The sequence below is a fragment of the Sphingomonas sp. TX0543 genome (assembly GCF_048565505.1).
Taxonomy (GTDB): domain Bacteria; phylum Pseudomonadota; class Alphaproteobacteria; order Sphingomonadales; family Sphingomonadaceae; genus Sphingomonas.
The window spans coordinates 1751936-1775649 of record NZ_JBLZUS010000002.1 but is presented as its reverse complement, the minus strand read 5'-3'; the positions used below and the strand labels follow the sequence as shown (position 1 = coordinate 1775649).

Here is a 23714-nt window from a genome sequence, read left to right as displayed (position 1 = left end):
GGCTCAGGCAGCGGCGCCGCGCACCGCCTCCAGCCGCGAGGACGGCGGGCCGACCTCATTTTCCACCCAGTCGACCAGCAAGGTCAGCACGCGTCGCAGCGCCGCATCCTGCTCCTCGATCCGCGCCTCCAGCGCGGCGATGCGTTGCGCCAGCGCCGCCGCGTCCGTGCCGGTGATCGCCGCTGTCGCGGCGGATGGCGAGGCGGTCGGCAGATCACGCACCGCATCCGCCTGCACATCGTTGATGAGCGCCGCATCGATCAGCGTCGCGCCGACGATCGCGGCGTGCAGCATGACGCGGCCCATGAGCTGGTTCACACGACGCGGCAGCCCGTTCGTGATGCGGTGAAGCAGGGGAAACGCGTCCTCGGCGAAATCGGGCTTTCCCTGCCAGCCGGCGACCTGAAGGCGGTGGCCGACATATTCCGCGATCTCATCCTCCCCCATCGGATCGAGGTGGTGGATCGCGATCACGCGCTGGCGCAATTGCTCCAGCGCTTGCGAACCGTGCAGCCGTTCGCGGAACTCGGGCTGGCCGAGCAGGAAAATCTGGAGCAGCGCCCGCCCGCCCGACTGGAAATTGGACAGCATCCGCAATTCTTCGACCGCGGAGATATCCAGCGCCTGCGCCTCATCGACGATCAACAACGTGCGGCGCCCGGTGCGCGCGACGGCGTTCAGCCCGCGCTCGATCACGGTGAGCAGTTCCGCCTTGTTGCGCGGCGCATCGGCGACGCCCAGGCCGCTCGCCACGATGCGCAGCAGATCGTCCGCCTCGATCGCGCTGGAGACGAGCGAGATCACGTTGAGGTTCGCCGGATCGATGCGCGAGGTGAGATGGCCCACCAGCGTCGTCTTGCCCGCGCCGATATCGCCGGTGATGACGATGAAGCCCTCGCCCTGCGCCAGCCCATAGCCGAGATACGCCATCGCCTTGCGATGCGTGGCGCTGTCGAACCAGTATTTCGGGTCGGGCGTGAGCTGGAACGGTCGCTCGCTCAACCCGAAATGATCCTCATACATCTTGCGATGTCCCTTGTCTTTCACACCGCCTCGTCACTGGAACGTATACCTCGCGCCAAGGAGCCCCTGCGCGGACCAGGTGCTGTCGAATCCGCGCTGATCATAGGTGTAGATGCCGAGTGACGCGATGGTGCCCAGACGGCCGAAGCGATGCTGGTAACTGCCCGTCAACCCCGCACCAAGCACGCCCTGCGCACCCGGCACACCGCCGTCGTAATAGTTCACGAACAGATTGGCATCGACCTCCGACACGCGGCTAAGCGCGCGGGCGTAGAATATCTGGGCGTAATAGCTTTCATCGTTGGTGCCGAGGATGGCGATGCCCGGCGCGGCCGGCGGCGCATAAAGCCTGCGGTTGGCATAGCCGAAGCCCAGCCCGACGCGCGAGCGCCCCTGCGTCTCGCTATAGACCACGTCGATGCCGCGCGTGCGATAGACGGCGGTGCTGACCGACTGGAACGCGCTGTTGAGGCAGCCGCCCGCCCCGCCGGTCGCGGGTTGCGCGGCAAAGACACAACCGGCGAACTGCTGGCCGAAGCCGTCGTTCTGCGTCTGGAAGCTCGTCGGCAGTGTCGAGAGGCCGTCGCGAAGCTGACGACCGAAGGTGGTGACGCCATCATAGACGACCGCGCGCACCGCGCTGGTGGGCGACAGGCGCCACGAGAGCGAGCCAAAGTACGTCTCGCCGCCGTAGCGATAGCCGGCACTCGCCTGAAGCTCCAGCCGCGGCGACGGGCGCCATACCACGCCCGCGTCGTAGATCAGGCCATCGGTATTGTAGGCGATCCGGCGCGGTGAATTCGGATCGGTGACGAACCGGCCATTCCCGTCCAGCACCGGATTGCCATTCCCGTCGATCAGCGGATCGCGCTGAGTCGCCCTGATCTTCTCATAGCCCACCCCAGCGCGGACCGCGACGGTGCGGCTGACCGGCTGGATCACGTCGACGCGGGCGAACTCGCCCTCGTAGCGCTGCGAAAGCTGGCTGGCGAAATCGCGCTCGAACGCGCCGCTCACCGTGATGCCGAATGGCGCGATGCGGCCCGCGCCAACCCCGATCGAGGCCATCGCGAGATGGCTGGTGGAATCGTCGAAATAATCCTGCCGCGGTGCGCCGGGCGCGAGGCTGGAGAAACCCGGAACGCTGACCTTCGTGTAGCCGAAGCGATAGGCGGCGCTCACCTGAGCCGGCCCGGCATTGGCGGCGAACTGCGGCCCGATATAGGCGGAATAGACGTTCGAGACGTTCGCGGAATTGTCGCTGAACAGCCCCGGCGCCGGGCCGTTGATGTCGGCACGCGTGCGCGTCGCCAGGCCGCCCGCGTCGATCGAGAAGTTTGGCGTCAGCTTCACCGAGCCGCGCGCGAGACCGGAAATCATGTCCACGTCGGCCAGTGAGCCGTTCCACGGGATGCGCCGCTCGTAACGCGCGCTGATCTGCCCTTCGGCCCGCCCGTTGGACACGCCCGCATCCACGCCGACCGCCACCTGCGTCCAGGTCACCACATCGTCATGCGTCAGATCGGCGCCGATCGCCTGCCCCAGTTCGATATAGGGCGCGACATAGCGCGTATCGGCCAGCGCGGGTGCGGCGGCGAGCGCCCCGCCCGCCAGCGCGGCGGTGAACATCACTGTCCTCATCGACGGTCCCCCTGACCGTAATAGCTGCCGAACCGACCGCGATGCGGCTCATAGGATACGGCGTTGAGCACGAGACTGATATGTTCGCAGCCGTCCAGCAGCGCCACCGCTTCGCGCACGTCATGCTCGGTCGTGCGATCCGCGCGCACCACCAGCATCACCTGCGCCACCAGCAGCGCCAGCACCGATGCGGGCGACGCCGCGAGCGCGGGCGGCGAATCGAACACGATGATGCGGCGCGGGTCGGCCGCGAGCAGGCGATCGAGGACATGCGCGGTGCGCGCGCTGGCCAGCAGCTCCGTATCGGCATGCGTGCGCGCGCCGGCCGGGAGCAACGACAGCTGCGGCACATCGGTTTTGATGACGCACAGTTCCGGATCGATCGAATGATCGCCGAGGATATCGAGCAACCCGGTCGCATCCTCCAGCCCCAGCGAGGCCATCACATCGGGCTTGGCGAAATCCGCATCGACCAGCAGCACCTCGACGTCCTTCTCGGCGGCGAGGCTGATCGCGAGATTGATCGCGCACCACGTCTTGCCCTCGCCGGGCTTGCCCGATCCGACCAATACGGTGCGCGCGCGGCGCTCCGGCGTGCCGGCGGCGATGGCGCGCGCGTTGAGCAGCAACTGCCGCTTCACCAGCCGGAATTCCTCCGCAAGCGCCCCGATCGGGGCGCCGGGCACCAGCATGCCCTTCTCGGCGAGCATGGCGCGATCGAGATGCGCTATCCCCGCCGGCGCGCCCCGATCGTCCTCACCATCGGAAGATACCGCGAAATCACGCAGTTCGAGCGGGATGGCCGCCAGCGTCGCCGCCACTTCCGGCGACATCGCCTCGACAGGCGGCAGGCGCGCCGGCGCCGGATCGTCACCTTCGGGCCGCGCGATGATCGACGCGGCGCGTCGCACGCGGAACTGCGCGTCGAAATCATAGATCTGCGCGGCGCGCTCGATCAGCGATTCGTCGCGGGAGACGGGCGCCTTGGTCATGCCGCCATCCCCCGTTGCAGCATCTCGACCCCCAGGAGGATCACATAGCTCGCGAGCAGCGCCGCCGTGCCCCCCGCCAGCCATTTCAGCTTTCTGCTGCGATCCTCTGCCTGTACGCGGGTCACCATCTCGCCGATCGACCCGATCACCGGCATGCCCGAGGCTTTTTCGAGCCGCTGCCCGGTCGGGAATGTCGCCTGCACCTGCCCCAGCGCAAAGGCCGCGCCGAGCCCGCCAAGCAGGCCGGCAGCGAGCACCCCCGTCAACAGCAGCGGGCGGTTGGGAGCGGTCGGCGTGCGTGGGCTGGTCGGCGGATCGATCACGCTGAACTTCACCGCATCGGTCTGCGTCTGCGCCTGGCTGTGGAGCGCGACCTGCTCGCGCTGGGCGAGAAGCTGGTCGTACTGATCCTTGAGCACGCTGTAGTTGCGATCGATCCCGCCCTGCTCCGCCGCGACCGCCGGATCCTGCGCCAGCTTGGCATTCAAGGTATCGAGATCACCCTGCAGCTGGCGCTTGCGCACCAGCAGCGCCGTCACCGCTGCCTGGCGATCCGCGCGCGTCGACTGGAGCGAGAGGAACGCCGGGTTGTCAGCCGTCGCGGCGCTGGCGGCCGGCTCGCTGCGGGCATCCGCCTGTGCCTGTGCGAGTTGCGCGCGCAGGGCGACGACATCGGGGTGGTTGTCGGTATATCCGCGCGCTCGCGCATCGGCGAGCTGGCCCTGGATCGCCGCCAGCCGCGCGCGGGCCGGCCCCATTCCCGGCACCGGCCCGGCACCCGGAACATTGCGCGGCACGCCCGCCATCTGGCCGTTGAGCGCGGCAAGGTTCGCCTGCGCCGCGGCAAGATCGCTATCCACCTGGCCCATCTGGGCACGCGCCGCGCCGATGCGATCGCTCACCGATCCGGTGCCCGGCAGCGACCCGAGATAGCGGTTCTGGAAATCCGCGCGCTTGCCCTCCGAATCCTGCAGCTTCGCGCCAAGCGCCTGAAGCTGGGAATCGAGGAATTGCAGCGTTTGCGAACTCTGGCTGCGATCATCCGACAAATTCTGCTCGACAAACAGGTCGATCAGCTTCTGCGTGACCTGCCGCGCGGTGCGCGGAGAAGAAGCGGTGGTGGCGATTTCGAACAGATTGTCCTGCTGCGCGGTGATCTTGATCGCGTTCTGCAAACCCGCGACCCGATCGGCGACGGCGCGATCGGTGGTCGCACCCTGCGCCAGATCGGTGCCGCGCACCACCTTTTCGAGATTGACCGCCGATGTGAGCGTCTGGCGCACCGTGTCTATGTCGCGCGCCTGATCGCCCGCGCCCCCGCCATTCGCGCCCGTAGGCAACACCTGCCGCACCTGCACGAAAATGCGGGCGTGGCTCTCATAGCGGCTCGGTATCTGGCTGACGAACAGCCAGCCGATCACGCAGATGCCCCACGCCACCGCCAGCGCAAGCCAGCGGCGGGTCCACATCATGTGCGCGGCGATGCGTATCTCTTCGAGCAATCCCGACACGCCGCGCCCTCAGAACATGCTCTCGGGGATGATGATAACGTCGCCGGGCTCCAGCTTGACGTTCGCGGAAGGATCGCCGCTCTTGAGCAGGCGATTGATCTTGAGCTGATATTCGTGCTGCTTGCCGGTCGCCCGATCGTAGCGGATCAGCCGCGCGCGGTTGCCGGCGGCATATTGCGACAGGCCGCCGACCGCGATCATCGCATCAAGCAGTGTCATATTCGCCCGGAACGGCAGGGAGGCCGGCTTTTCGGTCGCACCGACGATGCGCACCTGCTGGCTGTAGGTGCCGGAGAAATTCTCCACGATCACCGAGACGATCGGATCCTTGATATATTCGCCCAGCGCCGCCTTCATGTCGTCGGCGAGCTTCGCGGGCGTCTTGCCCACCGCCGGCATGTCGTTGATGAGCGGCGTGGTGATGCGGCCGTCCGGGCGCACCTGCACCTTCGCCGACAGCTCCGGGTTGCGCCAGACGAAGATCTGGAGCGAATCGAGCGGGCCGATGACATATTCCTCGCCCGGCTGTTCCGCCTTGGCGACAAACGCGGCGGGCGGCAGCGCGGCGGGCCGCGCCTTGTCTCCCGCGCATCCGGCGAGCAGCATCGATACGATCGCTGCCGCCACCAAGCCACGGGAACCATTGCCGAAACGCATAATAATCTCCTTGGCGCGCCCGAACCGGCAGGAAACGTCTTTCCCGTCGAGGACACTTGCCTTCGGCCTATGAGGCGAAGAGGTGAAGATAGCGTTAGGAAAGACTCGCGACACGCTCCGCCGGAGCGGGATGACCGAGGAATGCCGTGGGGCTCGCGGTGAGCCCATAGGCACCGGCGAGGAAGATCGCGATGATGTCTCCGGGCTGCGTATGCGTCAATGCGACCCGGTCGGCCAGGCGATCCAGCGGGGTGCACAGGCAACCGACCACCGAGACCGTCTCCGCCTCCGTCTCCGACGCCCCCATGTCGCCCGCCACCGCGATCGGATAGTTCCGGCGCACGACCGTGCCGAAATTGCCGCTTGCCGCCAGTTGATGGTGCAGCCCGCCATCGACCACCAGGAACGTCTCGCCGCGGCTCTCTTTCCGGTCGATCACGCGCGTGAGGTAAACGCCCGCCTCCGCCACCAGCCATCGGCCCAGTTCGATCGCGAAGCGGGCGGACGCGAGAATAGCGGGGCGCCGCGCCAGCGCCTCGCCCAGCGCCGCGCCGATCCGTTCGATATCCAGCGGGCTGTCTCCGGCGAAATACGGCACGCCGAAGCCCCCGCCCAGATTGACGAGCGGCGGGGCAGCCTGCGCCTCTTCAGCCAATCGCGCTGCCAGCGCGATGGTGGCGGCCTGCGTCTCGATGATCGCGGCCGGATCAAGCGCCTGCGAGCCGGCGAAGATGTGGAAGCCGCGCCAATCCGCCCCGGCATCGCGAATAAGCCTTACCACCGCCGCCGCCTGCTCCGCATCGATGCCGAACGGGGACGGCCGACCGCCCATCTTCATGCCGGATCCTTTGAGCTCGAGATCCGGGTTCACCCGCACCGCCAGGCGCGGGCGGATGCCAAGCCGGTCGCCGATCGCGAGGGCGCGATGCGCCTCGCCGATCGATTCCACGTTGATCGTGGCGCAGGCTGCGATCGCCGCCTGCAATTCGGCATCACGCTTGCCCGGTCCCGCGAAGCTGATGCGCGCGGCGGGCATCTCCTTCAGCGCCATCGACAATTCGCCGGCGGAGGCGACGTCGATGCCATCCACCAGCGGCGAAATCGCGGCCAGCATCGCCGGATTGGGATTCGCCTTCATCGCATAATGAAGATCGATCCCCGGCAGCCCGGCCCGGAACCGCGCGATGCGCGACGCCACGATCGCCGGATCGTATATGAAACAGGGCGAGCCTGCCTCCCGGATCCACATATCGGCGGTGCGCCCCGCGATCGTGAGCGGCCCGTGCTGCCCGGCGAATTCAGGCGGGATCGGCCCCATCGGCTTCATGGCGTCAACTCCGCACGGAGACGCGCGCGATCAAGCTTTCCGTTGGGATTGCGCGGCAGATCGTCGCGCCACTCGATCCGCGCCGGCTGCATGAAATTGGGCAGATCACGCTTCAACCGCTCGCGCAGCGCGGCCTCTCGCGCATAATCGCCGCGCACGACGAGCACGATCGCCTGCCCCAGCCGCGCATCGGGCACGCCGATCGCCACCGCCTCCTGTGCCTCGCCGCCGGCGACCGCCGCTTCCTCGAGCTCCGCCGGGCTGATGCGGTTACCGGCGCTCTTGATCATCTCGTCGTTGCGCCCCACAAACCGCAGCAACCCCTCCGCATCCGCCACCACCGTATCGCCGGACCATACCGCCGTTCCGCCATAGCGCGAAAACGCCGGCGCAGGACGAAACCGCTGCGCTGTCCGAACCGCATCGCGCCAATAGCCCTGCGCGACGAGCGGACCGGCGTGGACGAGTTCGCCGGCCTCTCCTGCTCCCGCACGCGCGCCGTCAGGACGAACCACAAGCACTTCCGCATGAGGAATGGCGCTGCCCATCGACTCCGGGTGGCTATCCACGAGCGAGGGATCGAGAAAGGTCGAGCGGAATGCCTCGGTCAACCCGTACATCGGGTAAAGCCGCGCCGCCGGGAAAGTCGTCCGCAGCGCACGCACGAGCCGCGGCGTCAGCGCGCCGCCGGAATTGGTAATCCGGCTGAGCCGGGCGGCCGTCTCCGCCGGCCATTCCGCCTCGACAAGCTGCACCCACAGCGGCGGCACCCCGGCGAGCGTGGTCGCGCCGACACGATCCACCGCCTTCACCACATCGCGCGCGGTGAGATAATCAAGCGGCGCGACCGCAGCCCCGGCCGCCCACGTCGACAGCAGCTGGCTCTGGCCATAATCGAAGCTCAGCGGCAATACGCCCAGCACGCGATCTTCCGGTTCGATCTCAAGATAATGCCCAACGGAGTTCGCACCAAGCCAGAGATTGGCGTGGCTCAACATCACGCCTTTCGGCCGGCCCGTCGAGCCCGAAGTATAGAGGATCGCCGCCAGTGCATCCGGCGCCGCCGTCGAAGGGGCCAGCGCGTCGCCATCGCCAGCTTCCAGTTCCAGCCGCACCCCGGCGGGGAGATCGCCCGGCTCCAGCGTGGCGGCACGGGGCGGCTGGGTGAGCAACAGCCGCGCGCCGCTATCGGCAAGGATGTGGGCCACCTGCGCGCGCTTCAGCAGCGGGTTGATGGGCACGTGCACCAATCCGGCGCGCGGGGCGGCAAGCGGCATCAGGCAGGCGATACGCGTTTTGGGCAACCAGCTCGCGACGCGCGCTCCGCGGGCGAAACCGAATGCCGCAAGCCAGCCCGCCAGCCGCGCCACCGCCTGCTCCAGTTCGCGATAGGTGAGCGTTGCACCCCGCTCGATCAGCGCGGGCGCCTCGCCATTCCCGGCGAGAACATGATCGATCGGTTGCGGGGCGGGATCGAGCGGAACCATGCCCCTCCATGACCGAAGCCGTTGCGGATTTCATCCCCCCGTCTTAACGCGCGTCGCAGGCAGGCACAGGGATCGCGCATGAACCGGGAAGGCACGGACGAGATCGAGCACGCGGTGCGCGAGGTTTTGCGTGACGCTTTGGGGCTGCCGGAGGCGCAGGTGGCGAGCTTTGACGCCGAAACCCCGCTGTTCGGTGCGCTGCCCGAGCTCGATTCGATGGCAGTGGCGGGCATGCTGACCGAATTGGAGGATCGCCTGGGCATCACCATCGACGATGATGATGTGGATGGCGACATTCTCGAGACATTCGGCGCGCTCACCCGCTTCGCGGCGGAAAAGGTGGCTGCCTGAGCGCCCCGCGCGTCACCGATTACGAATGGCGCGGCGGCCGCGAGGCGATGCTGCGTTTCGGGCCGGATCACGGCCCGGTCGTCATTGCGGCGGCACCGCTGTTCGAGGAGGCCAATCGCACGCGTGCCGCGATGGTCGATGTGCTGCGCCGGCTGGCGGCGCGGGGGATCGGCGGCGCGCTGCCCGATCTGCCCGGCACGAATGAAAGCCTGGTGCCGACGGAAGAGGCCACGCTCGCGGACTGGCGGGCGGCGTTCGCCGCCGCTGCCGCGACACTCCCCGAGGCGGTGTTCGCAATGGCCTGGCGCGGCGGCGCGCTGATCGATGGCGATGCGGCGCTTGCCGCGCGGTGGCACCTGTCGCCCGTGAGCGGCGCGGCACAGCATCGCGAACTGATGCGCGTTCGCCAGCTTGGCGGTGGCGAGGATTATGCCGGCAATCGCCTGTCGCCGACATTTGTCGATGAGCTGGGCACGGCGCTGCCATCGACACGCGGAATGGTTCGCACCGCCCGGCTGGCTGACGATCCGCGCGACGCCGTCGTCCGGCTGCCGGGCCGGGCATTATGGCGTGGCAGCGAGCCGGCCGTCGACGCGGTGCTACAGGAAGCGGTGGCATCCGATATTCTACAATGGATCGCGACATGCGCCGGCTGATCGCTTTCCCTTGTGATGGCGATACGCTGATTGGATCGCTGGACGAGGCGGCCGGGGCGATCGGGTTGCTGATAGTATCGGGCGGTAACGAGATCCGCGCAGGCGCGCATCGCGGGATGGCGGCGCTGGCGGCGACGCTGGCGAGCGAAGGAGTGCCGGTATTTCGCTACGATCGCCGCGGGATCGGCGATTCTGGCGGGGTCAATCGCCAGTTTCTTGAGGCACGCGATGATCTGATCGCGGCGTGCGCTGCGTTTCGGACCCACACGCCGCACCTGACGCGAATCGTGGCATTCGGGAACTGCGACGCGGCGACGACGATCGCGATCCACGGCCGCGACGCAGGGATCGAGCGGGCGATGCTCGCCAATCCCTGGACCGTAGCGCGGGCCGACGAGCTTCCCCCGCCCGCGGCGATCCGCGCGCATTACGCGGCGCGCCTCCGCGATCCGGCGACGTGGCGCCGCATGATACGAGGAGGCGTTTCGTTCCCTAAGCTTCTCCGTGGCTTGCGGCGCATATCTCTACCAAAACCCCAAACGGACACCCTTGCCAACGACGTGTTGGCGGCGATCGCACGCTGGGGTGCTGACGTGACCATCATGCTCGCCGCGCGGGATGCGACCGCGATCGCCTATGCCGATGCGGCGCGGCGGGCTGGAATCGCGCCGCGCACGATCACGATCCCCACCGCCTCACACAGCTTCGCGCGATCGGCGGACGCCGCCGCGCTGACGGCGGCGATCCGCGATCTTGTCACCGCTTGCGAATAAACGCCCGGATATCGTTCGAAAGTTTCTGCAAATCCTCGTCGCGCACGTACATCATGTGCCCGGCATGATAGTAATGCCACTCGATCCTGCCATCCGTCGGCATTCCGGTGCGTGAAAAGGAATATTCCGCCCCGAAGAACGGCGTGGCGAAATCATAATAGCCCTGACCCGCGAACACGCGCAGCCCGCTGTTCTCGCGCAGCGCCCGGCCGATATAGGGCGCGACATTGACATAGATGTCGCCGCCACGGGGCCCGGGAATCTTCCAGTCCCAGTCACGCACGGCGCCGATCGAGGAATAGACCAGCTCCGGCGAATATTTCAGACCCTCTCGCGCCCACCAGTTCATCGCCGACGTATAGGAGCCGTCGATGCCGTAGAAGCTCGGATCGTTATCCGGCTCTTCCCCGGCGGCGTCATAGTCCCTGCCGGTGTAGCGAGTGTCGAGCCGCCCGATCGTCAGCCCGCGATCACGCAACAATTCCTTGTAGAACCGGCCCGGCGACAGGCGAAGATCGGCGTTCTGAAGAAACGTCTGCGATACGCCGGTGAAGCGGGAAAGCTGCGGCAGGATCTGCGCGCGCTCCTGAACGGTAAGCGCATTGCCCTTCAACAGCGCCGAAGCATAGGGACCGATCGCGAAGGCGCGGGCCTGCGCGACGAATTCCTCCACGGTCGCCGGCTTGTTCGGCACCTTGTCGTGATACCAGGCGGTCGCCGCCATCGACGGCAGGTTGGTGACATAGCCAAGCTCGTTGCCCGGCGCCTCCGCCGCCTGGCTGAAATCCATGATCGAGGAAATCAGGATGATCCCGTTGACCGCGACATCGGTGTAGCTGCCCTCAAGCTCGTTGATGACCGCCGCAGAGCGCGTGGTGCCGTAGCTTTCGCCACCGATGAACTTGGGCGCGTTCCAGCGGCCGTTTGCGTCAAGCCACAGCCGGATGAAGCGCGCCATCGATTTGGCGTCGGCGGTGACGCCCCAATAATCCTTCGGATCGGTCTTGCCGAGCGCGCGGCTGAATCCGGTGCCGACCGGATCGATGAAGACCAGATCGGTCACGTCCAGCAGCGAGGCATTGTTGTCGATGATCCGATAGGGTGGCGCGCCATCATCCTTGGCATCCGGCAGCACCACGCGTTTCGGCCCGAACGCCCCCATCTGCAGCCACAGCGAACCCGAACCCGGCCCGCCATTCCACAGGAACGTCACCGGGCGGTTGGGATCGGTCGGCCCTTCCTTGATGTAGCTGTATGACGTGATCGAGGCGAGCGGCTTGCCGTCCTTGTCTTTCAGATAGGTGTCACCGGCGACCGCACGAAACGCTATCTTCGTGCCACCGAACGTGCCGTTATGATGCGTGACCGAGACGACCGGGGGAGGAATCGCCGGATCGCCGCCCTTTTCCACCGGCGGCTTTTCCTCGCCCTTCCTGTCCTGCGCGATGGCAGGCGCGGCCAGCATGATGCCCGCCGCAGACAGAGCGAGTGCGATCCGAAATTTCATCATTCCCCCCAAATTATGGCTTTCCGGCGAGACGTTTGCGCCACGAAGGGGGGCCATGCAACCCTACTCGGCGGCTTCCGCGATCTTCTCGAAATCGGCCTCGGCAAGGAAGCGTTCCGCGTCCAGCGCGGCCATGCAGCCAGTGCCGGCCGCTGTCACCGCCTGGCGATAGACCTTGTCCATCACATCGCCGCACGCGAACACGCCCGGCACGCTGGTGCGTGTCGATCCCGCGTGCACCGCGACATAGCCGTCGGCGTCCAGCTCCAGATGCCCACGGAACAATTCGGTCGCCGGGTGATGCCCGATCGCGACGAAACCGCCCTGCACGTCGAGCCGCGACGCCTCCCCCGTCACCGTATCGCGCAGATCGAGCGCGACCAGCCCGGCGGCGCCGCCGCCGTCGACAAACTCGCGCACTTCCTTGTTCCACAACACCTTGATGCTGGGATGGGCGAAGAGCCGCTCCTGCAGGATCTTCTCGGCGCGTAGCGAATCGCGGCGGTGGATCAGCGTGACGTCATCGGAATGATTGGTGAGGTACAGCGCCTCCTCCACGGCGGTATTGCCGCCGCCGATCACCGCCACCTGCTTGCCGCGATAGAAGAAGCCGTCGCACGTGGCGCAGGCACTGACGCCCTTGCCCTTCATCGGCTCCTCGCTGTCGATGCCGAGCCATTTGGCCTGCGCGCCGGTCGCGATCACCAGCACCTCGCCCTCGTAGATATCGCCGCCATCCCCGACGAGCCGGAACGGGCGCTTCGTCAGGTCCACCTCGACGATCGTATCCCACATCAGCCGCGTGCCGACATGCTCGGCCTGCTTCTGCATCTGCTCCATCAGCCAGGGGCCCTGGATCACATCCGCGAAGCCGGGGTAATTTTCCACATCGGTGGTGATGGTGAGCTGGCCGCCGGGCTGGATGCCCTGGACGACGATCGGCTGCATCCCGGCGCGCGCGCCATAAATGGCCGCCGAAAGGCCCGCCGGGCCAGAGCCGAGAATCAGCATGCGAGTAGTGTGCGTGGTCATATCGGCGATGTAGAACGCCGTTCGACAGTTGCAAACCGCCCGCGTTGCGTGGACGCGCAACTCCTGCTTTGGTGGCGGCATGACGGACTTTACCCCCATGTTGCAGCCCGATCGCGGGCAGACGGCGCGTGCGATCCATGTCATCCATCCCGATGCCTTCACGGACTGGCTCGCCGGCCAGCCGCCGCGCGTGCGGAGCGCCGTTGCGGCCAACAGGGTCGCGGGCAAGGCGGGCGAGCGGGCGGTGCTGCCGGGCGATGCGGCGGAGGACTGGTCGTACCTTTTGGTATGCAACGAAGCGGAAAGCTCGCCGTGGCGGATCGCCTCGCTCGGCACTTCGCTGCCGGAAGGCACATACCGGCTCGCCTCCGGCGAGCCGGGGGCGGCGATGCTCGGCTGGCTGCTGGGACAATATCGTTTCGAGCGGTACCGCGCCGACCCTGGCGAGCCGCGCGTGCTGCTATCCGGCGAACCGGCGAAGATCGAGGAAGCGCTGCGCGTTGCCGAGGCGACCGCGCTGGTGCGCGATCTCGTGAACACCGGCGCATCCGATCTTGGCCCGGCGCAGCTCGAGGACATCGCCGAGGCGCTGGCGAAGAAACACGGCGCGCTTTTCAGCGTGACGCGCGGCGACGCGCTCGCGATCGGCTATCCGATGATCCACGCGGTCGGGCAGGCGGCGGCGAAGGAGAATGCCCCGCGCCTCATCGAGCTGGAATGGGGCGACCCGACGCATCCGCGCGTCGCGCTCGTCGGCAAGGGCGTATGCTTCGATTCCGGCGGTCTCGATATCAAGCCTGCCGCCGGGATGCGGCTGATGAAGAAGGACATGGGCGGCGCAGCGCACATGCTCGCACTGGCGGGGCTGGTGATGGGCGCACGGCTCAAGGTTCGGCTTCACCTGCTGATCCCGGCCGTCGAAAATGCCATCGCGGGCAACGCGTTCCGCCCCGGCGACGTGCTGAGGACACGGCTTGGCCTGACGGTCGAGAACACCAACACCGACGCGGAGGGCCGGCTGATCCTTGGCGACGCGCTGGCGAGGGCGGTCGAGGGGGAACCGGCGCTGATCCTCGATTTCGCCACGCTCACCGGCGCCGCGCGAGTGGCACTTGGGCCTGATCTGCCGCCGCTGTTCGCCAACGACGAGCCGCTCGCGGAAGAGCTTCTGTCGGCTGCGGCGCGCGTCGGCGACCCCCTGTGGCGGATGCCCTTGTGGGATGGATATGACGAGATGCTGAAATCCGATGTGGCCGACATCGTCAATGCGCCCGACAGCGGGTTCGCCGGCGCGGTGACAGCCGCGTTGTTCCTGCGGCGCTTCGTGCCGGCAGCGATCCCGTGGGCGCATGTCGATACCTTCGCCTGGCGGCCGGCGGCGAAGGCGGGGCGCCCCAAGGGCGGCGACGCGCTCGGCCTGCGGGCGGCGTGGGAGGTGCTGAAGGCGCGCTATTCATGAGCGACCCGCCGCCGGTGGAAATCACTTTCGCGGCGGTGGTCATCCAATGGGCGGGCCGGCACCTTTCTTCTTCGCGCCGGTGCCCGAGAAATATGCGGACGCGATCCGCGGCACGCACCGCGAGCTGTGGCGGCGTCCCGGTCAACGTGGCGCCAGGCGACGTCACATTCACTACCTCGCTATTCCCGCGCGACGGCGGCTATCTCGTGCCAATCAGCAATGCGGTGCGTGAGAAAACCGGCGCGGCGACCGGCGAGATCACGCAACTCACGCTATCGGTCCCGGTGCGCCGAGCGGGCGCTCAGGCACCCGCGGCGATAATCGGCGCGAACTTCGCCGCCGTCAGGCTCGCGCCGCCGACCAGCGCGCCATCGACATCACGCGCGTGGAGCAGCGCGGCGGCATTCTCCGCCGTCACCGATCCCCCGTAAAGCAACCGCACGGCTGCCGCCGCCTCGGCTCCCAGCACCGCCGCCAGCGTCGCGCGGATCGCGCCGTGCATCGCTTCCACGTCCGCAACCGTCGCGGTGCGGCCCGTGCCGATCGCCCAGATCGGCTCATAGGCGATCGCGAGCCAGTCCCCCGCCGCGCCTTCGGGCAGCGAAGCGCGAATCTGCGACGTCACCACCGCCTCGGCATTACCGGCCTCGCGCTGTTCCAGCGTCTCGCCGACGCACAGGATCGCGTCCATGCCATGGCGCCGCAGCGCCCCGGCCTTCGCCTTCACATCCGCATCGCTTTCGCACTGGCCCTGGCGGCGCTCCGAATGGCCGACGATCGAGAAGGTGGCACCGGCCTCCCTGGCCATCGTGGCCGAGATACAGCCAGTATGCGCGCCGCTGTCCGCGGCATGCACATCCTCCGCCCCGATCGGAAAGGCGGCGCGGGCCGCCGCCGGGGCGATCAGCGTCGCGGGCAGCGCGATCGCGACATCGACGCGCGGATCGAGCGCCGCACCGATCCCGTCGAGCTCGGCGAGGCTCGCAAGCGAACCGTTCATCTTCCAGTTTCCGGCAACAAGCTTGCGACGCATATTCCTCCCCTTGGCGGCAACAATCTCCATCCGCCCGCTCGTTAGCCGCGCTCGGCGCTTGATGCCACCCGAAGCCGACCCTAAAGCCTCCGCTGCAACATTACGGGTTTTCACGCGCATGCTCGGTTTCTTTCGGCGGCTCATCAATTCCAAGGTCGGGCTCGTCATCACCTTCGTCATACTGGGCATGATCGCGCTGGCCTTTGCCGCGGGGGACGTTACCGGCCTGCGCTCGGGCAGCGGCGGCATGACGAAGACGACGGTCGCGCGCATCGGCAACACCGCAATCGGTGAGGCGCAGCTCAAGCAGCGCGTCACCGATCAGCTCAATGAGATCCGCCAGCAGAACCCGGCGATCGACATGCCAACGCTGATCGCGGACGGCGGGGTGGAGAGTATTCTCGACCAGCTTATCAGCGGCATCGCGCTGGAGAAGTTCGGGCAGGATCAGGGTATGTCGGTGAGCCGCGCGCTGGTCGGCAGCGAGTTGCAGAGCATCCCCGCGCTGATTGGGCCGACCGGCAAGTTCGATCAGGCAATCTATGAGCGCATCCTCCAGCAGCGCCGCATGACCGACAAGCAGGTGCAGGCCGAGATCGCGCAGCAGGCGATGGCGCGCTTCCTGCTGGGCGCGACGGTGGGCGCGGCGCAGGTGGCGGATTCGGTGGCGCTGCCTTATGCCTCGCTGCTGCTCGAGCGACGCACCGGCGAGGCGGCGTTCATTCCCGCCGCCGCGACGGCCGCCGGTCCGGCGCCAACGGACGCTGAACTCGCCGATTTCTACAAGCGTAACGTCGCGCGCTACACCGTGCCGGAGCGCCGCGTGATCCGCTATGCGCGCGTCAACCCGGAAATGGTGAAGGCGCAGGCGCAGCCGACCGAGGCGGAGATTGCCCAGGCCTATAATGCGGACCGGGCCAAATATGCGGCGAAGGAGAAGCGCTCGCTCACCCAGGTGGTGGTGCTTGACCGGAAAGCGGCCGACGCGCTCGTCGCCAAGGCCAGATCCGGCTCGATCGCGGACGCCGCGCGAGCCGCCGGGCTCGAACCGCGCACGTTGAGCAGCGTCGAGAAGTCGGCCTATGCCACGCAGACCTCCGCCGCCGCCGCGGACGCCGCGTTCGGCGCGGTCAAAGGCGCGGTAGTGGGCCCGATCAAGGGTGGTGTCGGCTTTGTCGTCGTCAAGGTCGATGCGATCGAGCAGGTGCCGGCCAAGACGCTCGCGCAGGTGCACGATGAGATTGCCAAGGCGCTGACCGTTCAGAAGACCACCGCCGCGATGAGCTCGATCCATGACAAGCTCGATGACGCCAGCGCCGAGAACGCCAATTTCAGCGAACTGGTAGCCGATAACAAGCTGACGGCGGAAACAAGCCCCGCGCTGGCCGCCACCGGCATCAATCCGGACGACCCCGCATCCAAAGCCGATCCCGCGCTGGCCGAGATCGTCAAGGCCGGCTTCGCGGCCGAGGAAGGCGATTCGCCGACGCTGGTGCAGACGGCGGCGGACGGCAGCTTCGCGCTGGTCGCGCTCGATCGCATCGTCCACAGCGCGCCGCGCCCGCTGACGCAGGTGCGCGAGGCTGTGGCCAAGGACTTTATCGCCGATCGCGCACGCAAGGCAGCGCGTCAGGCAGCGGCGGCAGTGCTGGCCAAGGTGCAGAAGGGCACGCCGCTCGCACAGGCTGCAGCCGGCGTGAACGGCGTCGCGATCCGCCCGCTCGCCGGCGTACGCGGGCAGATCGCGCAGCAGCGTGGCGCCGATCCGGCGCTGGCGCTGATGTTCAGCCTGCCCGGAGGCGCGGCCCGGATGCTGGAGGCGGCGAACAACACCGGCTGGATAGTGGTGAAGGTCGCCACGATCACCGCGGGCGATGCCGGCAAGGTGCCGCCGCTGGTCGCCTCCACAAAACGAGAGCTGGGCACGCTGGTCGGTCGCGAATATGCCATGCAGTTCACCAACGCGGTGAAGGCTGAGCTTAAGGTGCAGCGCAACGCGGCCGATATCGCGCGGGTGAAGGCCGATCTTCTGGGCAAGGATGCGTCAAATCAGTAACGCCGCCGAAAGCGCGCTCGCTGCCGGGCGCCCCGCGCTGCTATGGCGTCGGCGCGTCGCGGATACCGAAACGCCGGTCGCCGCTGCGCTGAAGCTGATCGAGCCGGGGCGCGGCGATTTTCTGCTCGAGTCGGTCGAGGGCGGCTCCGTTCGCGGGCGCCACAGCCTGATCGGCCTCGCTCCCGATCTGGTCTTTCGCGCAGAGGGCCACCGCGCCGCGATCAACGCGCAGTGGCTGACCGATCGGGAAGCCTTCACGCCATGCGCTGAGCCGACGCTGGCGGCGTTGCGCAAACTGGTGGCGGAATGTCGTGCGGAAGTGCCGGCCGAACTTCCGCGCGCGCTGGCATGCCTGGTCGGCTATTTTGGTTATGAAACGATGGCGCTGGCGGAAAACCTGCCGGTGCCCCAGGCCGATCCGCTCGGCCTACCGGACATGATGTTCGTGCGGCCGACGGTGATCCTGGTGTTCGACCGACTGGCCGATGCGCTGTTCTTCGTCGCCCCCGTATGGCCAGATGCGAGCCGAGATGCTCCCACGCTGATTGCGGAAGCAGAGGAACGGCTCGACGCGGTGGAGGCGAGCCTGTCCACCGCCGCCCTGCCGGCGCGGGCGACGGGCGAGCCGATGGCGATCGCGCTCAACCCCGTGCTCGCGCCGGGCCGCTATGGGGAGATGGTGGCGCGCGCGAAGGATTATATCGCAGCGGGCGACATCTTTCAGGTCGTGCTCGCGCAGCGCTTCACGGCGCCCTTCGCGCTGCCGCCGTTCGAGCTTTATCGCGCGCTCCGGCGGATCAATCCGTCGCCCTTCCTCTATCACCTCGACCTGCCAGGTTTCGCGCTGACCGGATCAAGCCCGGAAATTCTTGTCCGCGCACGCGACGGGGAGGTCACGATCCGTCCGATCGCCGGCACGCGACCGCGCGGCAAGACGGCGAGTGAGGACGAGGCGAACCGCACCGGCCTTCTCGCCGATCCCAAGGAACGCGCCGAGCATCTGATGTTGCTGGATCTGGGACGCAACGATGTCGGCCGCGTCGCCTCCGCCGGCAGCGTGACGGTGACCGACAGCTACATGGTCGAGTTCTACAGCCATGTGATGCACATCGTTTCGAACGTCGTCGGCCGGCTCGATCCGGCGCATGACGCGATCGACGCGTTGCTCGCCGGCTTTCCCGCCGGCACGGTCAGCGGCGCGCCCAAGGTGCGCGCATGCCAGATCATCGCCGAATTGGAACAGGAAAAGCGCGGCGCCTATGCCGGTGGCGTCGGCTATTTTTCCCCCGACGGATCGATGGATTCCTGCATCGTGCTACGCACGGCGGTGGTGAAGGACGGGACGATCCACATGCAGGCTGGTGCCGGGATCGTCGCCGATTCCGATCCGGTTTATGAGCAGCGCGAGTGCGAGGCGAAGGCGGGCGCGCTGATCGCCGCCGCGCGCGAGGCGATCGCCGAGGCGAGCGCCGCCGGGTTCGGGCAATAGCGCGCCGCCACCGATCAGGCGGCGGCACGATCGCTCAGCGTTCCGGGGTGATCTCCACCAGTTCGGCCACTGCGTCGAATTGCGGCTCCGGCACGATCAGGCGCCAGCGCGCCTCGCCGATGCGATCGAGATACGCGATCATGTTGCGTTTCGCATCGACGCCATATTCGAGCGGCAGGCGTTCGTCGCCTAGCTCAAGCGTGCCCAGGAAAACGCCGCGTCCGGGCGGCCCGGCGAAGAAGCGCCCGATCGGCCGCTGCGTGCCATCATTGACGGTGAACCAGGTCTCGCCGTCATCCTGTCCAACCGTGCAACGTGCGGCTGGCAGCTCCACGAAATTCCGGTTCACCGGCCGCTTCGCGCCAAGCTTTATGATGCGGCAACGATAATTTCCGGCGGGGATGATCGGGTTGTCGAGCGCGCGATCCGGATCGTAGAGCATTTCATCGCGCGCGATCGCCTCGCCCCCGCCACCGGCTTTGGCGCGTGCCACCGCATCGAGCCAGGTGGTGCGCCAGTTGCGCAGCCGCTCACGATCGCGCTGCGTCGATGCTTGCCGCCAGGCGGATTCCACGCCTCCGCACTTGGCAGCGCGATCGGGAAGGGTATGTTCCCGCACTACCGCTTCGGCTTCTTGCGGCGGGATTTGCACCGCGCCGACGGCACCGGCTTGGCAAGCCGCGACGGCAGCTAGAGCGACCAGCAATCCCATTGTTCAGGCCGCCGTCCAGCCGCCGTCGATCGACAGGTTCGCGCCGGTTATCTGCGCGGCCTCTTCGCGACACAGAAACAACGCGAATGCGCCGACCTGCTCGGGCGTGACGAATTGCTTGGTCGGCTGAGCGGCAAGCAGCACATCGTTCATCACCTGCTCACGCGTCATGTTCCGCGCCTTCATCGTATCGGGGATCTGGTTTTCCACCAGCGGGGTCCAGACATAGCCGGGGGAGATGCAATTGACGGTGATGCCGCTGGTCGCGGTTTCCAGCGCCACCGTCTTGGTGAGCCCGTCGATGCCGTGCTTGGCGGCGACATAGGCCGACTTGTTGGGGCTGGCGACCTTGCTGTGCGCCGATGCGGTTGAGATGATCCGCCCCCATTTCCTTGCGCGCATGAGGGGCACCGCAACACGCATCATGTGAAACGCGCTGGTCAGGTTGATCGCGATGATCGCATCCCATTTCTCGATCGGAAACTCATCGACCGGCGCGACATGCTGGATGCCTGCATTGTTGACGACGATGTCCGGGCCGCCAAGCTTTTCATGCGCGCGCTGGATCATCGCCTCGATCTGGTCGGGCTTTGTCATGTCGGCCGCGTCGTAGAGCGCCTGCGCACCGCTGATCGCTTCCAGGCCGGCGCGCTCCTTCTCGATCGCCGCCGCATCACCAAAACCGTTGATGACCACGGCTGCCCCCTCACCCGCGAGCGCCTTGGCGATCGCGAGGCCGATGCCGGATGTCGATCCGGTGACGATCGCGCTCTTGCCCTTCAGAAACATGATTACTCCTATCTCGCCAGATCGAAGGCCGCCGTTCGGCCGGTAAGAATGTTCTCGGCGACCAGCTCTGCATTGGCCATCGTCGCCTCTACTGCCGCCTGCCCCGCCGCCCAGTGCTCGCGCATCGTGCGGGTGGAAAATTCAAAATCGCGCGCCCCGCCCTCCCAGGCATTCGCGCGATAGATCAGGTGGACGAGGCTCACCGGCTGCTCGGCCGCCATCACCGTCAGCGCCTCCACCTCGGCATCGTCGCGCAGCTCCGCCGGCAGCTTGGCGAGCACGCGCCGCACCAGCTCGCGTTCCTTGCGCAGCTTCATCAGCTGATCGGTGATCTGGCGGGTGCGGCTGGAGAAGGTGATCTCCTTGGCGCGCGCGAGCACATCCATGATGGTGCGCGGCCGTTTATCGGCAGCGGAAAAGAGATCGACCTGAAAGACGACCATCTCCTCACGCTGGTTATCGAGCACGTGCTGAAGCGGAGTATTCGATACGAGGCCCCCATCCCAATACCAGCGCCCGTCGATCTCGACGGGGGGCAACCCCGGCGGCAACGCGCCCGATGCCATTATGTGACGCGCGTCGAGCCGCTCATCCTCCGTGTCGAAGTAGCGGAAATTGCCGCTCTCAACATCGACCGCGCCCACCGATAGCCGGATCGGGCCGTCGTTCAGGCGTTCCCAATCGACCAGCGCGTCGAGCGTGTCCCTCAGCGGGGTCGAATCGTAGAAGCTCATCCCCTCCGGCGTTCCTGGCACCGCCATGAAGGGCGGCAGGAAGCGCGGGCCGAAAAAGCCCGGCACGCCCGCCATCGCCACGAAGCCGGCCGACCATTCGTGAATCAACTCGCGTACCATGTCATCGGGCAGGATCGGAAAACTGGGCAGCCAGCTCGTAGCCTGATCCCAGAACTGCCGCAGCCGCTCCACCCGCCGTTCGGGCGGGTTGCCCGCGACGATCGCCGCGTTAACCGCGCCTATCGAGATACCGGCGATCCAGTCCGGCTCGATCTGGGCGGCGGACAGGGCCTCGATCACCCCGGCCTGATAGCTGCCGAGCGCGCCGCCGCCCTGAAGCACCAGCGCCACCGTATCGGGCAGCGGCAATGCCCGCGCGCGGCGCCGGCGGGATTCCATATCGGCCATGCCACGTTCCTGCACGGCCCCGCGCCCGCGATCAAGCGCGACGCTTGCAACCGCCCGTCCATCTCGCGCATTCATGGTCGCGGAAGGCCGAAACAAAAGGGGAAGGCGCGATGCGGCTCGACGATTTCGATCCGAACATCAATGTCGAGGATCAGCGCGGCCAGAGCTTCGGCGGCGGAGGCGGTAGCGGTGGCGGGCTGCTGCTGGGGTTGCTGCCGCTGATCGGCAGCCGCTTCGGGTGCGGCGGCATCGTCGTCGTGCTGCTGCTGCTTGCGGTGTTTGGCGGGCTGGGCAACCTCGGCTCGATGCTGGGCGGCGGGGTCGGCGGCACAGCCCAGATACAGACAGGCGCGCGCTCTTCCGGCTCGGGAAGCGCGACCACAGCCTGCTCGCTCGACGAATCGAGCCGCTCGGCTTGCAACGCCTTCAGTTCGGCGGACAAGACCTGGGCGGCGATCTTCTCGCGCTCCGGTGAGCGTTTCCAGCAGCCCACGCTGGTCTTCTATTCGGGGCGTGGCCAATCGGGCTGCGGGGCCGCGCAATCGGCGATGGGCCCTTTCTACTGCCCGACCGATCAGGGCATCTACCTCGACACCAGCTTCTTCCGCGAATTGCAGGATCGCTTTCACGCGGCGGGCGATTTCGCGCAGGATTATGTGATCGCCCATGAATTTGGCCACCATATCCAGAAATTGCTCGGCACATCCGAGCAAGTTCGCCAGCAGCAAGCGCGCGCGAGCGACGTGGAGGGTAACCGCCTGTCGGTTCGGCTTGAATTGCAGGCGGATTGCTATGCCGGCGTGTGGGCCGCGCAAAATCGCGACCGGCTCGATCCCGGCGACGTGCAGGAAGGCATGACGGCCGCGCAGGCGATCGGTGACGATACGCTGCAAAAGGAAGCGCAAGGCCGCGTGATGCCAGACAGCTTCACCCACGGCACGTCCGCGCAACGCCAGGCCTGGCTGAAGCGGGGTCTGGATTCAGGCGATCCGGCGCAATGCGATACGTTCTCGGGAGCGATCTGACCGACGGCGCGTGCCGTTACGCCGCGCCGAGGATTTCCAGCAATGCGTCGCGCTTGGCCAGCAGCGTCGGTATGTCGCCCTCAGCGCTTCCGACGCTGGCCATAGCCCGGTCTAGCCGGATGCGTGACGAGTCCGCGATCTCGCCGAGCCGGCCGGCGATATCGACCATTTCATCCATTCGCGCCCAGCAATCGAGCACGATATCGCATCCCGCCGCGATCGCCCCCGCGGCCTTGTCGGCCGCCGTGCCGGAGAGCGCTTTCATATCGATATCGTCGGTCATCAGCAGCCCGTCGAAGCCGATGCGGCGACGGATAACCTCTTCGATGACGATCGGCGAAAGCGTCGCCGGGCGTTCGTGATCCCATGCGTCGAACACAATATGGCTGGTCATCCCCATCGGCGCACCGGCCAGCGCGCGAAAAGGGGCTAGATCCTCATCGAGTTCTGCATCGCTCGCGGCGACCCGCGGGAGATCATAATGCGAATCAACGATCGCGCGCCCGTGGCCCGGCATGTGCTTGACGACACCGACGACGCCGCCGGCCGCCAGCCCCTCCAGCGTCGCGCGCCCCATCGCTGCGACCCGCTTGGGCTCATGGCCATAGGCGCGCGACGCGATCGCCTCCGTCGTCCCCTGACGCGCGATATCAAGCAGCGGCAGGCAATCGACGGTGATCCCCACTTCGGCCAGCATCAATCCGATCGCATGCGCATTGGCGCGCGCCGCCTCTATCGCGGAGATCGGCGCCCGCTCGTAAAGCGCGTCGAACAGCGGCCCGGCGGGAAATGCCGGCCATTCCGGCGGGCCGAGCCGGGCGACACGGCCGCCCTCCTGATCGACGAGAATTGCGACATCGCCGCGCCCTTCCAGGCCGCGCAGCGAATCGGTCAACGCACGCAGCTGCTGTCGGTCGACCACATTGCGCTTGAACAGGATGTAGCCGGCGGGCTGCGCCTCACGGAAGAAGGCGCGCTCGTCATCGGTCAGGGTCGGCCCTGAAAGGCCGAAGATCACAGGCTTCATAATGGATCGATACCGCCGCCACCCG

21 protein-coding genes and 1 pseudogene are annotated in these 23714 nt (G+C 67.2%); 8 read left to right on the top strand and 14 right to left on the bottom strand.

The annotated features are described in order from the left end of the window. Positions 1-3: 3 nt before the first annotated feature. From ACM61V_RS09160 to ACM61V_RS09130, 7 genes are all read right to left on the bottom strand, one after another. Positions 4-1023 (bottom strand): ExeA family protein, encoded by a 1020-nt coding sequence (locus tag ACM61V_RS09160; protein WP_137785957.1) that lies wholly within the window; start codon positions 1021-1023, stop codon positions 4-6. Between the two features lie 33 nt (positions 1024-1056). Beyond that, positions 1057-2664 carry a hypothetical protein gene (locus ACM61V_RS09155; RefSeq protein ID WP_249341434.1) on the bottom strand — a complete coding sequence of 536 codons (1608 nt, stop codon included), beginning with the start codon at positions 2662-2664 and terminating at the stop codon, positions 1057-1059. Beyond that, positions 2661-3656 carry an AAA family ATPase gene (locus ACM61V_RS09150; protein ID WP_137785777.1) on the bottom strand — a complete coding sequence of 332 codons (996 nt, stop codon included), beginning with the start codon at positions 3654-3656 and terminating at the stop codon, positions 2661-2663. Before ACM61V_RS09150 ends, ACM61V_RS09155 begins: the two co-directional genes overlap by 4 nt. Beyond that, positions 3653-5167 (bottom strand): XrtA system polysaccharide chain length determinant, encoded by a 1515-nt coding sequence (locus ACM61V_RS09145; RefSeq protein ID WP_137785778.1) that lies wholly within the window; start codon positions 5165-5167, stop codon positions 3653-3655. The genes ACM61V_RS09150 and ACM61V_RS09145 overlap by 4 nt, the downstream gene beginning before the upstream one ends. 9 nt (positions 5168-5176) lie before the next feature. Then, positions 5177-5824 (bottom strand): XrtA/PEP-CTERM system exopolysaccharide export protein, encoded by a 648-nt coding sequence (locus tag ACM61V_RS09140; protein WP_137785779.1) that lies wholly within the window; start codon positions 5822-5824, stop codon positions 5177-5179. 94 nt (positions 5825-5918) lie between these two features. Next, positions 5919-7151 (bottom strand): pyridoxal-dependent decarboxylase, exosortase A system-associated, encoded by a 1233-nt coding sequence (locus tag ACM61V_RS09135; protein WP_137785780.1) that lies wholly within the window; start codon positions 7149-7151, stop codon positions 5919-5921. After that, positions 7148-8638, bottom strand: a complete 1491-nt coding sequence (locus ACM61V_RS09130; RefSeq protein WP_137785781.1) for an acyl-CoA ligase (AMP-forming), exosortase A system-associated — start codon at positions 8636-8638, stop codon at positions 7148-7150. The genes ACM61V_RS09135 and ACM61V_RS09130 overlap by 4 nt, the downstream gene beginning before the upstream one ends. Before the next feature lie 78 nt (positions 8639-8716). Here ACM61V_RS09130 and ACM61V_RS09125 point away from each other — a divergent pair, with 78 nt between their 5' ends. The 3 genes from ACM61V_RS09125 to ACM61V_RS09115 are packed head-to-tail and all read left to right on the top strand — an operon-like array spanning position 8717 to position 10418. Beyond that, a complete protein-coding gene (locus tag ACM61V_RS09125) occupies positions 8717-8989 on the top strand; it encodes an acyl carrier protein (protein WP_137785782.1) in 273 nt (90 codons plus the stop codon). 47 nt (positions 8990-9036) lie between these two features. Then, on the top strand, positions 9037-9645 hold the full coding sequence (locus ACM61V_RS09120; RefSeq protein WP_137785783.1) for a hypothetical protein: 609 nt from the start codon (positions 9037-9039) through the stop codon (positions 9643-9645). Next, positions 9633-10418, top strand: a complete 786-nt coding sequence (locus tag ACM61V_RS09115; protein WP_137785784.1) for a hydrolase 1, exosortase A system-associated — start codon at positions 9633-9635, stop codon at positions 10416-10418. Before ACM61V_RS09120 ends, ACM61V_RS09115 begins: the two co-directional genes overlap by 13 nt. Here the strand turns inward: ACM61V_RS09115 and ACM61V_RS09110 are convergent. Then, positions 10402-11925 (bottom strand): S10 family peptidase, encoded by a 1524-nt coding sequence (locus ACM61V_RS09110; protein WP_137785785.1) that lies wholly within the window; start codon positions 11923-11925, stop codon positions 10402-10404. The two genes, ACM61V_RS09115 and ACM61V_RS09110, sit on opposite strands and share 17 nt — an antisense overlap. A 63-nt stretch (positions 11926-11988) precedes the next feature. After that, on the bottom strand, positions 11989-12957 hold the full coding sequence (gene trxB, locus ACM61V_RS09105) for a thioredoxin-disulfide reductase (RefSeq protein ID WP_137785786.1): 969 nt from the start codon (positions 12955-12957) through the stop codon (positions 11989-11991). 79 nt (positions 12958-13036) lie between these two features. Between trxB and ACM61V_RS09100 the strand changes: the two genes are divergently transcribed. Further along, entirely contained in the window at positions 13037-14416 is a 1380-nt protein-coding gene (locus ACM61V_RS09100; RefSeq protein ID WP_137785787.1) for a leucyl aminopeptidase family protein, read from the top strand. Next, a pseudogene (locus ACM61V_RS09095) lies at positions 14413-14679 on the top strand (DUF1905 domain-containing protein); the annotation flags it as partial. The gene ACM61V_RS09100 and the pseudogene ACM61V_RS09095, both read left to right, overlap by 4 nt. A 38-nt stretch (positions 14680-14717) precedes the next feature. Here the strand turns inward: ACM61V_RS09095 and tpiA are convergent. Further along, complete coding sequence (gene tpiA / locus ACM61V_RS09090) at positions 14718-15449, bottom strand: triose-phosphate isomerase (protein WP_137785789.1); 732 nt, start codon at positions 15447-15449, stop codon at positions 14718-14720. Between the two features lie 118 nt (positions 15450-15567). Between tpiA and ACM61V_RS09085 the strand changes: the two genes are divergently transcribed. Next, positions 15568-17505, top strand: coding sequence for a peptidylprolyl isomerase (locus ACM61V_RS09085; RefSeq protein ID WP_137785790.1), 1938 nt, complete (start codon positions 15568-15570; stop codon positions 17503-17505). Next, on the top strand, positions 17489-18994 hold the full coding sequence (gene trpE / locus ACM61V_RS09080) for an anthranilate synthase component I (protein ID WP_137785791.1): 1506 nt from the start codon (positions 17489-17491) through the stop codon (positions 18992-18994). The genes ACM61V_RS09085 and trpE overlap by 17 nt, the downstream gene beginning before the upstream one ends. A gap of 34 nt (positions 18995-19028) precedes the next feature. Here trpE and ACM61V_RS09075 read toward each other — a convergent pair whose 3' ends face one another. The 3 genes from ACM61V_RS09075 to ACM61V_RS09065 form a co-directional block, all read right to left on the bottom strand. Further along, positions 19029-19568: a DUF4893 domain-containing protein gene (locus ACM61V_RS09075; protein ID WP_419713954.1), complete on the bottom strand. Its 540-nt coding sequence runs from the start codon at positions 19566-19568 to the stop codon at positions 19029-19031. Positions 19569-19709: 141 nt separating this feature from the next. Continuing rightward, complete coding sequence (locus ACM61V_RS09070) at positions 19710-20495, bottom strand: 3-hydroxybutyrate dehydrogenase (RefSeq protein WP_137785793.1); 786 nt, start codon at positions 20493-20495, stop codon at positions 19710-19712. A gap of 8 nt (positions 20496-20503) precedes the next feature. Continuing rightward, a complete protein-coding gene (locus ACM61V_RS09065; protein WP_137785794.1) occupies positions 20504-21637 on the bottom strand; it encodes a patatin-like phospholipase family protein in 1134 nt (377 codons plus the stop codon). 110 nt (positions 21638-21747) lie between these two features. Between ACM61V_RS09065 and ACM61V_RS09060 the strand changes: the two genes are divergently transcribed. After that, positions 21748-22662: a neutral zinc metallopeptidase gene (locus tag ACM61V_RS09060; protein ID WP_137785795.1), complete on the top strand. Its 915-nt coding sequence runs from the start codon at positions 21748-21750 to the stop codon at positions 22660-22662. Positions 22663-22678: 16 nt separating this feature from the next. Here ACM61V_RS09060 and ACM61V_RS09055 read toward each other — a convergent pair whose 3' ends face one another. After that, positions 22679-23689: a glycoside hydrolase family 3 N-terminal domain-containing protein gene (locus tag ACM61V_RS09055; protein WP_137785796.1), complete on the bottom strand. Its 1011-nt coding sequence runs from the start codon at positions 23687-23689 to the stop codon at positions 22679-22681. Between the last annotated feature and the right edge of the window lie 25 nt (positions 23690-23714).

What these genes read in the sequence shown, in the direction of transcription:
- ACM61V_RS09160 (WP_137785957.1), bottom strand. Translation starts at nt 1,023, where the DNA reads ATGTATGAGGATCATTTCGGGTTGAGCGAGCGACCGTTCCAGCTCACG.
- ACM61V_RS09155 (WP_249341434.1), bottom strand. Translation starts at nt 2,664, where the DNA reads ATGAGGACAGTGATGTTCACCGCCGCGCTGGCGGGCGGGGCGCTCGCC.
- ACM61V_RS09150 (WP_137785777.1), bottom strand. Translation starts at nt 3,656, where the DNA reads ATGACCAAGGCGCCCGTCTCCCGCGACGAATCGCTGATCGAGCGCGCC.
- ACM61V_RS09140 (WP_137785779.1), bottom strand. Translation starts at nt 5,824, where the DNA reads ATGCGTTTCGGCAATGGTTCCCGTGGCTTGGTGGCGGCAGCGATCGTA.
- ACM61V_RS09135 (WP_137785780.1), bottom strand. Translation starts at nt 7,151, where the DNA reads ATGAAGCCGATGGGGCCGATCCCGCCTGAATTCGCCGGGCAGCACGGG.
- ACM61V_RS09130 (WP_137785781.1), bottom strand. Translation starts at nt 8,638, where the DNA reads ATGGTTCCGCTCGATCCCGCCCCGCAACCGATCGATCATGTTCTCGCC.
- ACM61V_RS09125 (WP_137785782.1), top strand. Translation starts at nt 8,717, where the DNA reads ATGAACCGGGAAGGCACGGACGAGATCGAGCACGCGGTGCGCGAGGTT.
- ACM61V_RS09120 (WP_137785783.1), top strand. Translation starts at nt 9,037, where the DNA reads ATGCTGCGTTTCGGGCCGGATCACGGCCCGGTCGTCATTGCGGCGGCA.
- ACM61V_RS09115 (WP_137785784.1), top strand. Translation starts at nt 9,633, where the DNA reads ATGCGCCGGCTGATCGCTTTCCCTTGTGATGGCGATACGCTGATTGGA.
- ACM61V_RS09110 (WP_137785785.1), bottom strand. Translation starts at nt 11,925, where the DNA reads ATGAAATTTCGGATCGCACTCGCTCTGTCTGCGGCGGGCATCATGCTG.
- trxB (WP_137785786.1), bottom strand. Translation starts at nt 12,957, where the DNA reads ATGACCACGCACACTACTCGCATGCTGATTCTCGGCTCTGGCCCGGCG.
- ACM61V_RS09100 (WP_137785787.1), top strand. Translation starts at nt 13,037, where the DNA reads ATGACGGACTTTACCCCCATGTTGCAGCCCGATCGCGGGCAGACGGCG.
- tpiA (WP_137785789.1), bottom strand. Translation starts at nt 15,449, where the DNA reads ATGCGTCGCAAGCTTGTTGCCGGAAACTGGAAGATGAACGGTTCGCTT.
- ACM61V_RS09085 (WP_137785790.1), top strand. Translation starts at nt 15,568, where the DNA reads ATGCTCGGTTTCTTTCGGCGGCTCATCAATTCCAAGGTCGGGCTCGTC.
- trpE (WP_137785791.1), top strand. Translation starts at nt 17,489, where the DNA reads ATGCGTCAAATCAGTAACGCCGCCGAAAGCGCGCTCGCTGCCGGGCGC.
- ACM61V_RS09070 (WP_137785793.1), bottom strand. Translation starts at nt 20,495, where the DNA reads ATGTTTCTGAAGGGCAAGAGCGCGATCGTCACCGGATCGACATCCGGC.
- ACM61V_RS09065 (WP_137785794.1), bottom strand. Translation starts at nt 21,637, where the DNA reads ATGGCCGATATGGAATCCCGCCGGCGCCGCGCGCGGGCATTGCCGCTG.
- ACM61V_RS09060 (WP_137785795.1), top strand. Translation starts at nt 21,748, where the DNA reads ATGCGGCTCGACGATTTCGATCCGAACATCAATGTCGAGGATCAGCGC.
- ACM61V_RS09055 (WP_137785796.1), bottom strand. Translation starts at nt 23,689, where the DNA reads ATGAAGCCTGTGATCTTCGGCCTTTCAGGGCCGACCCTGACCGATGAC.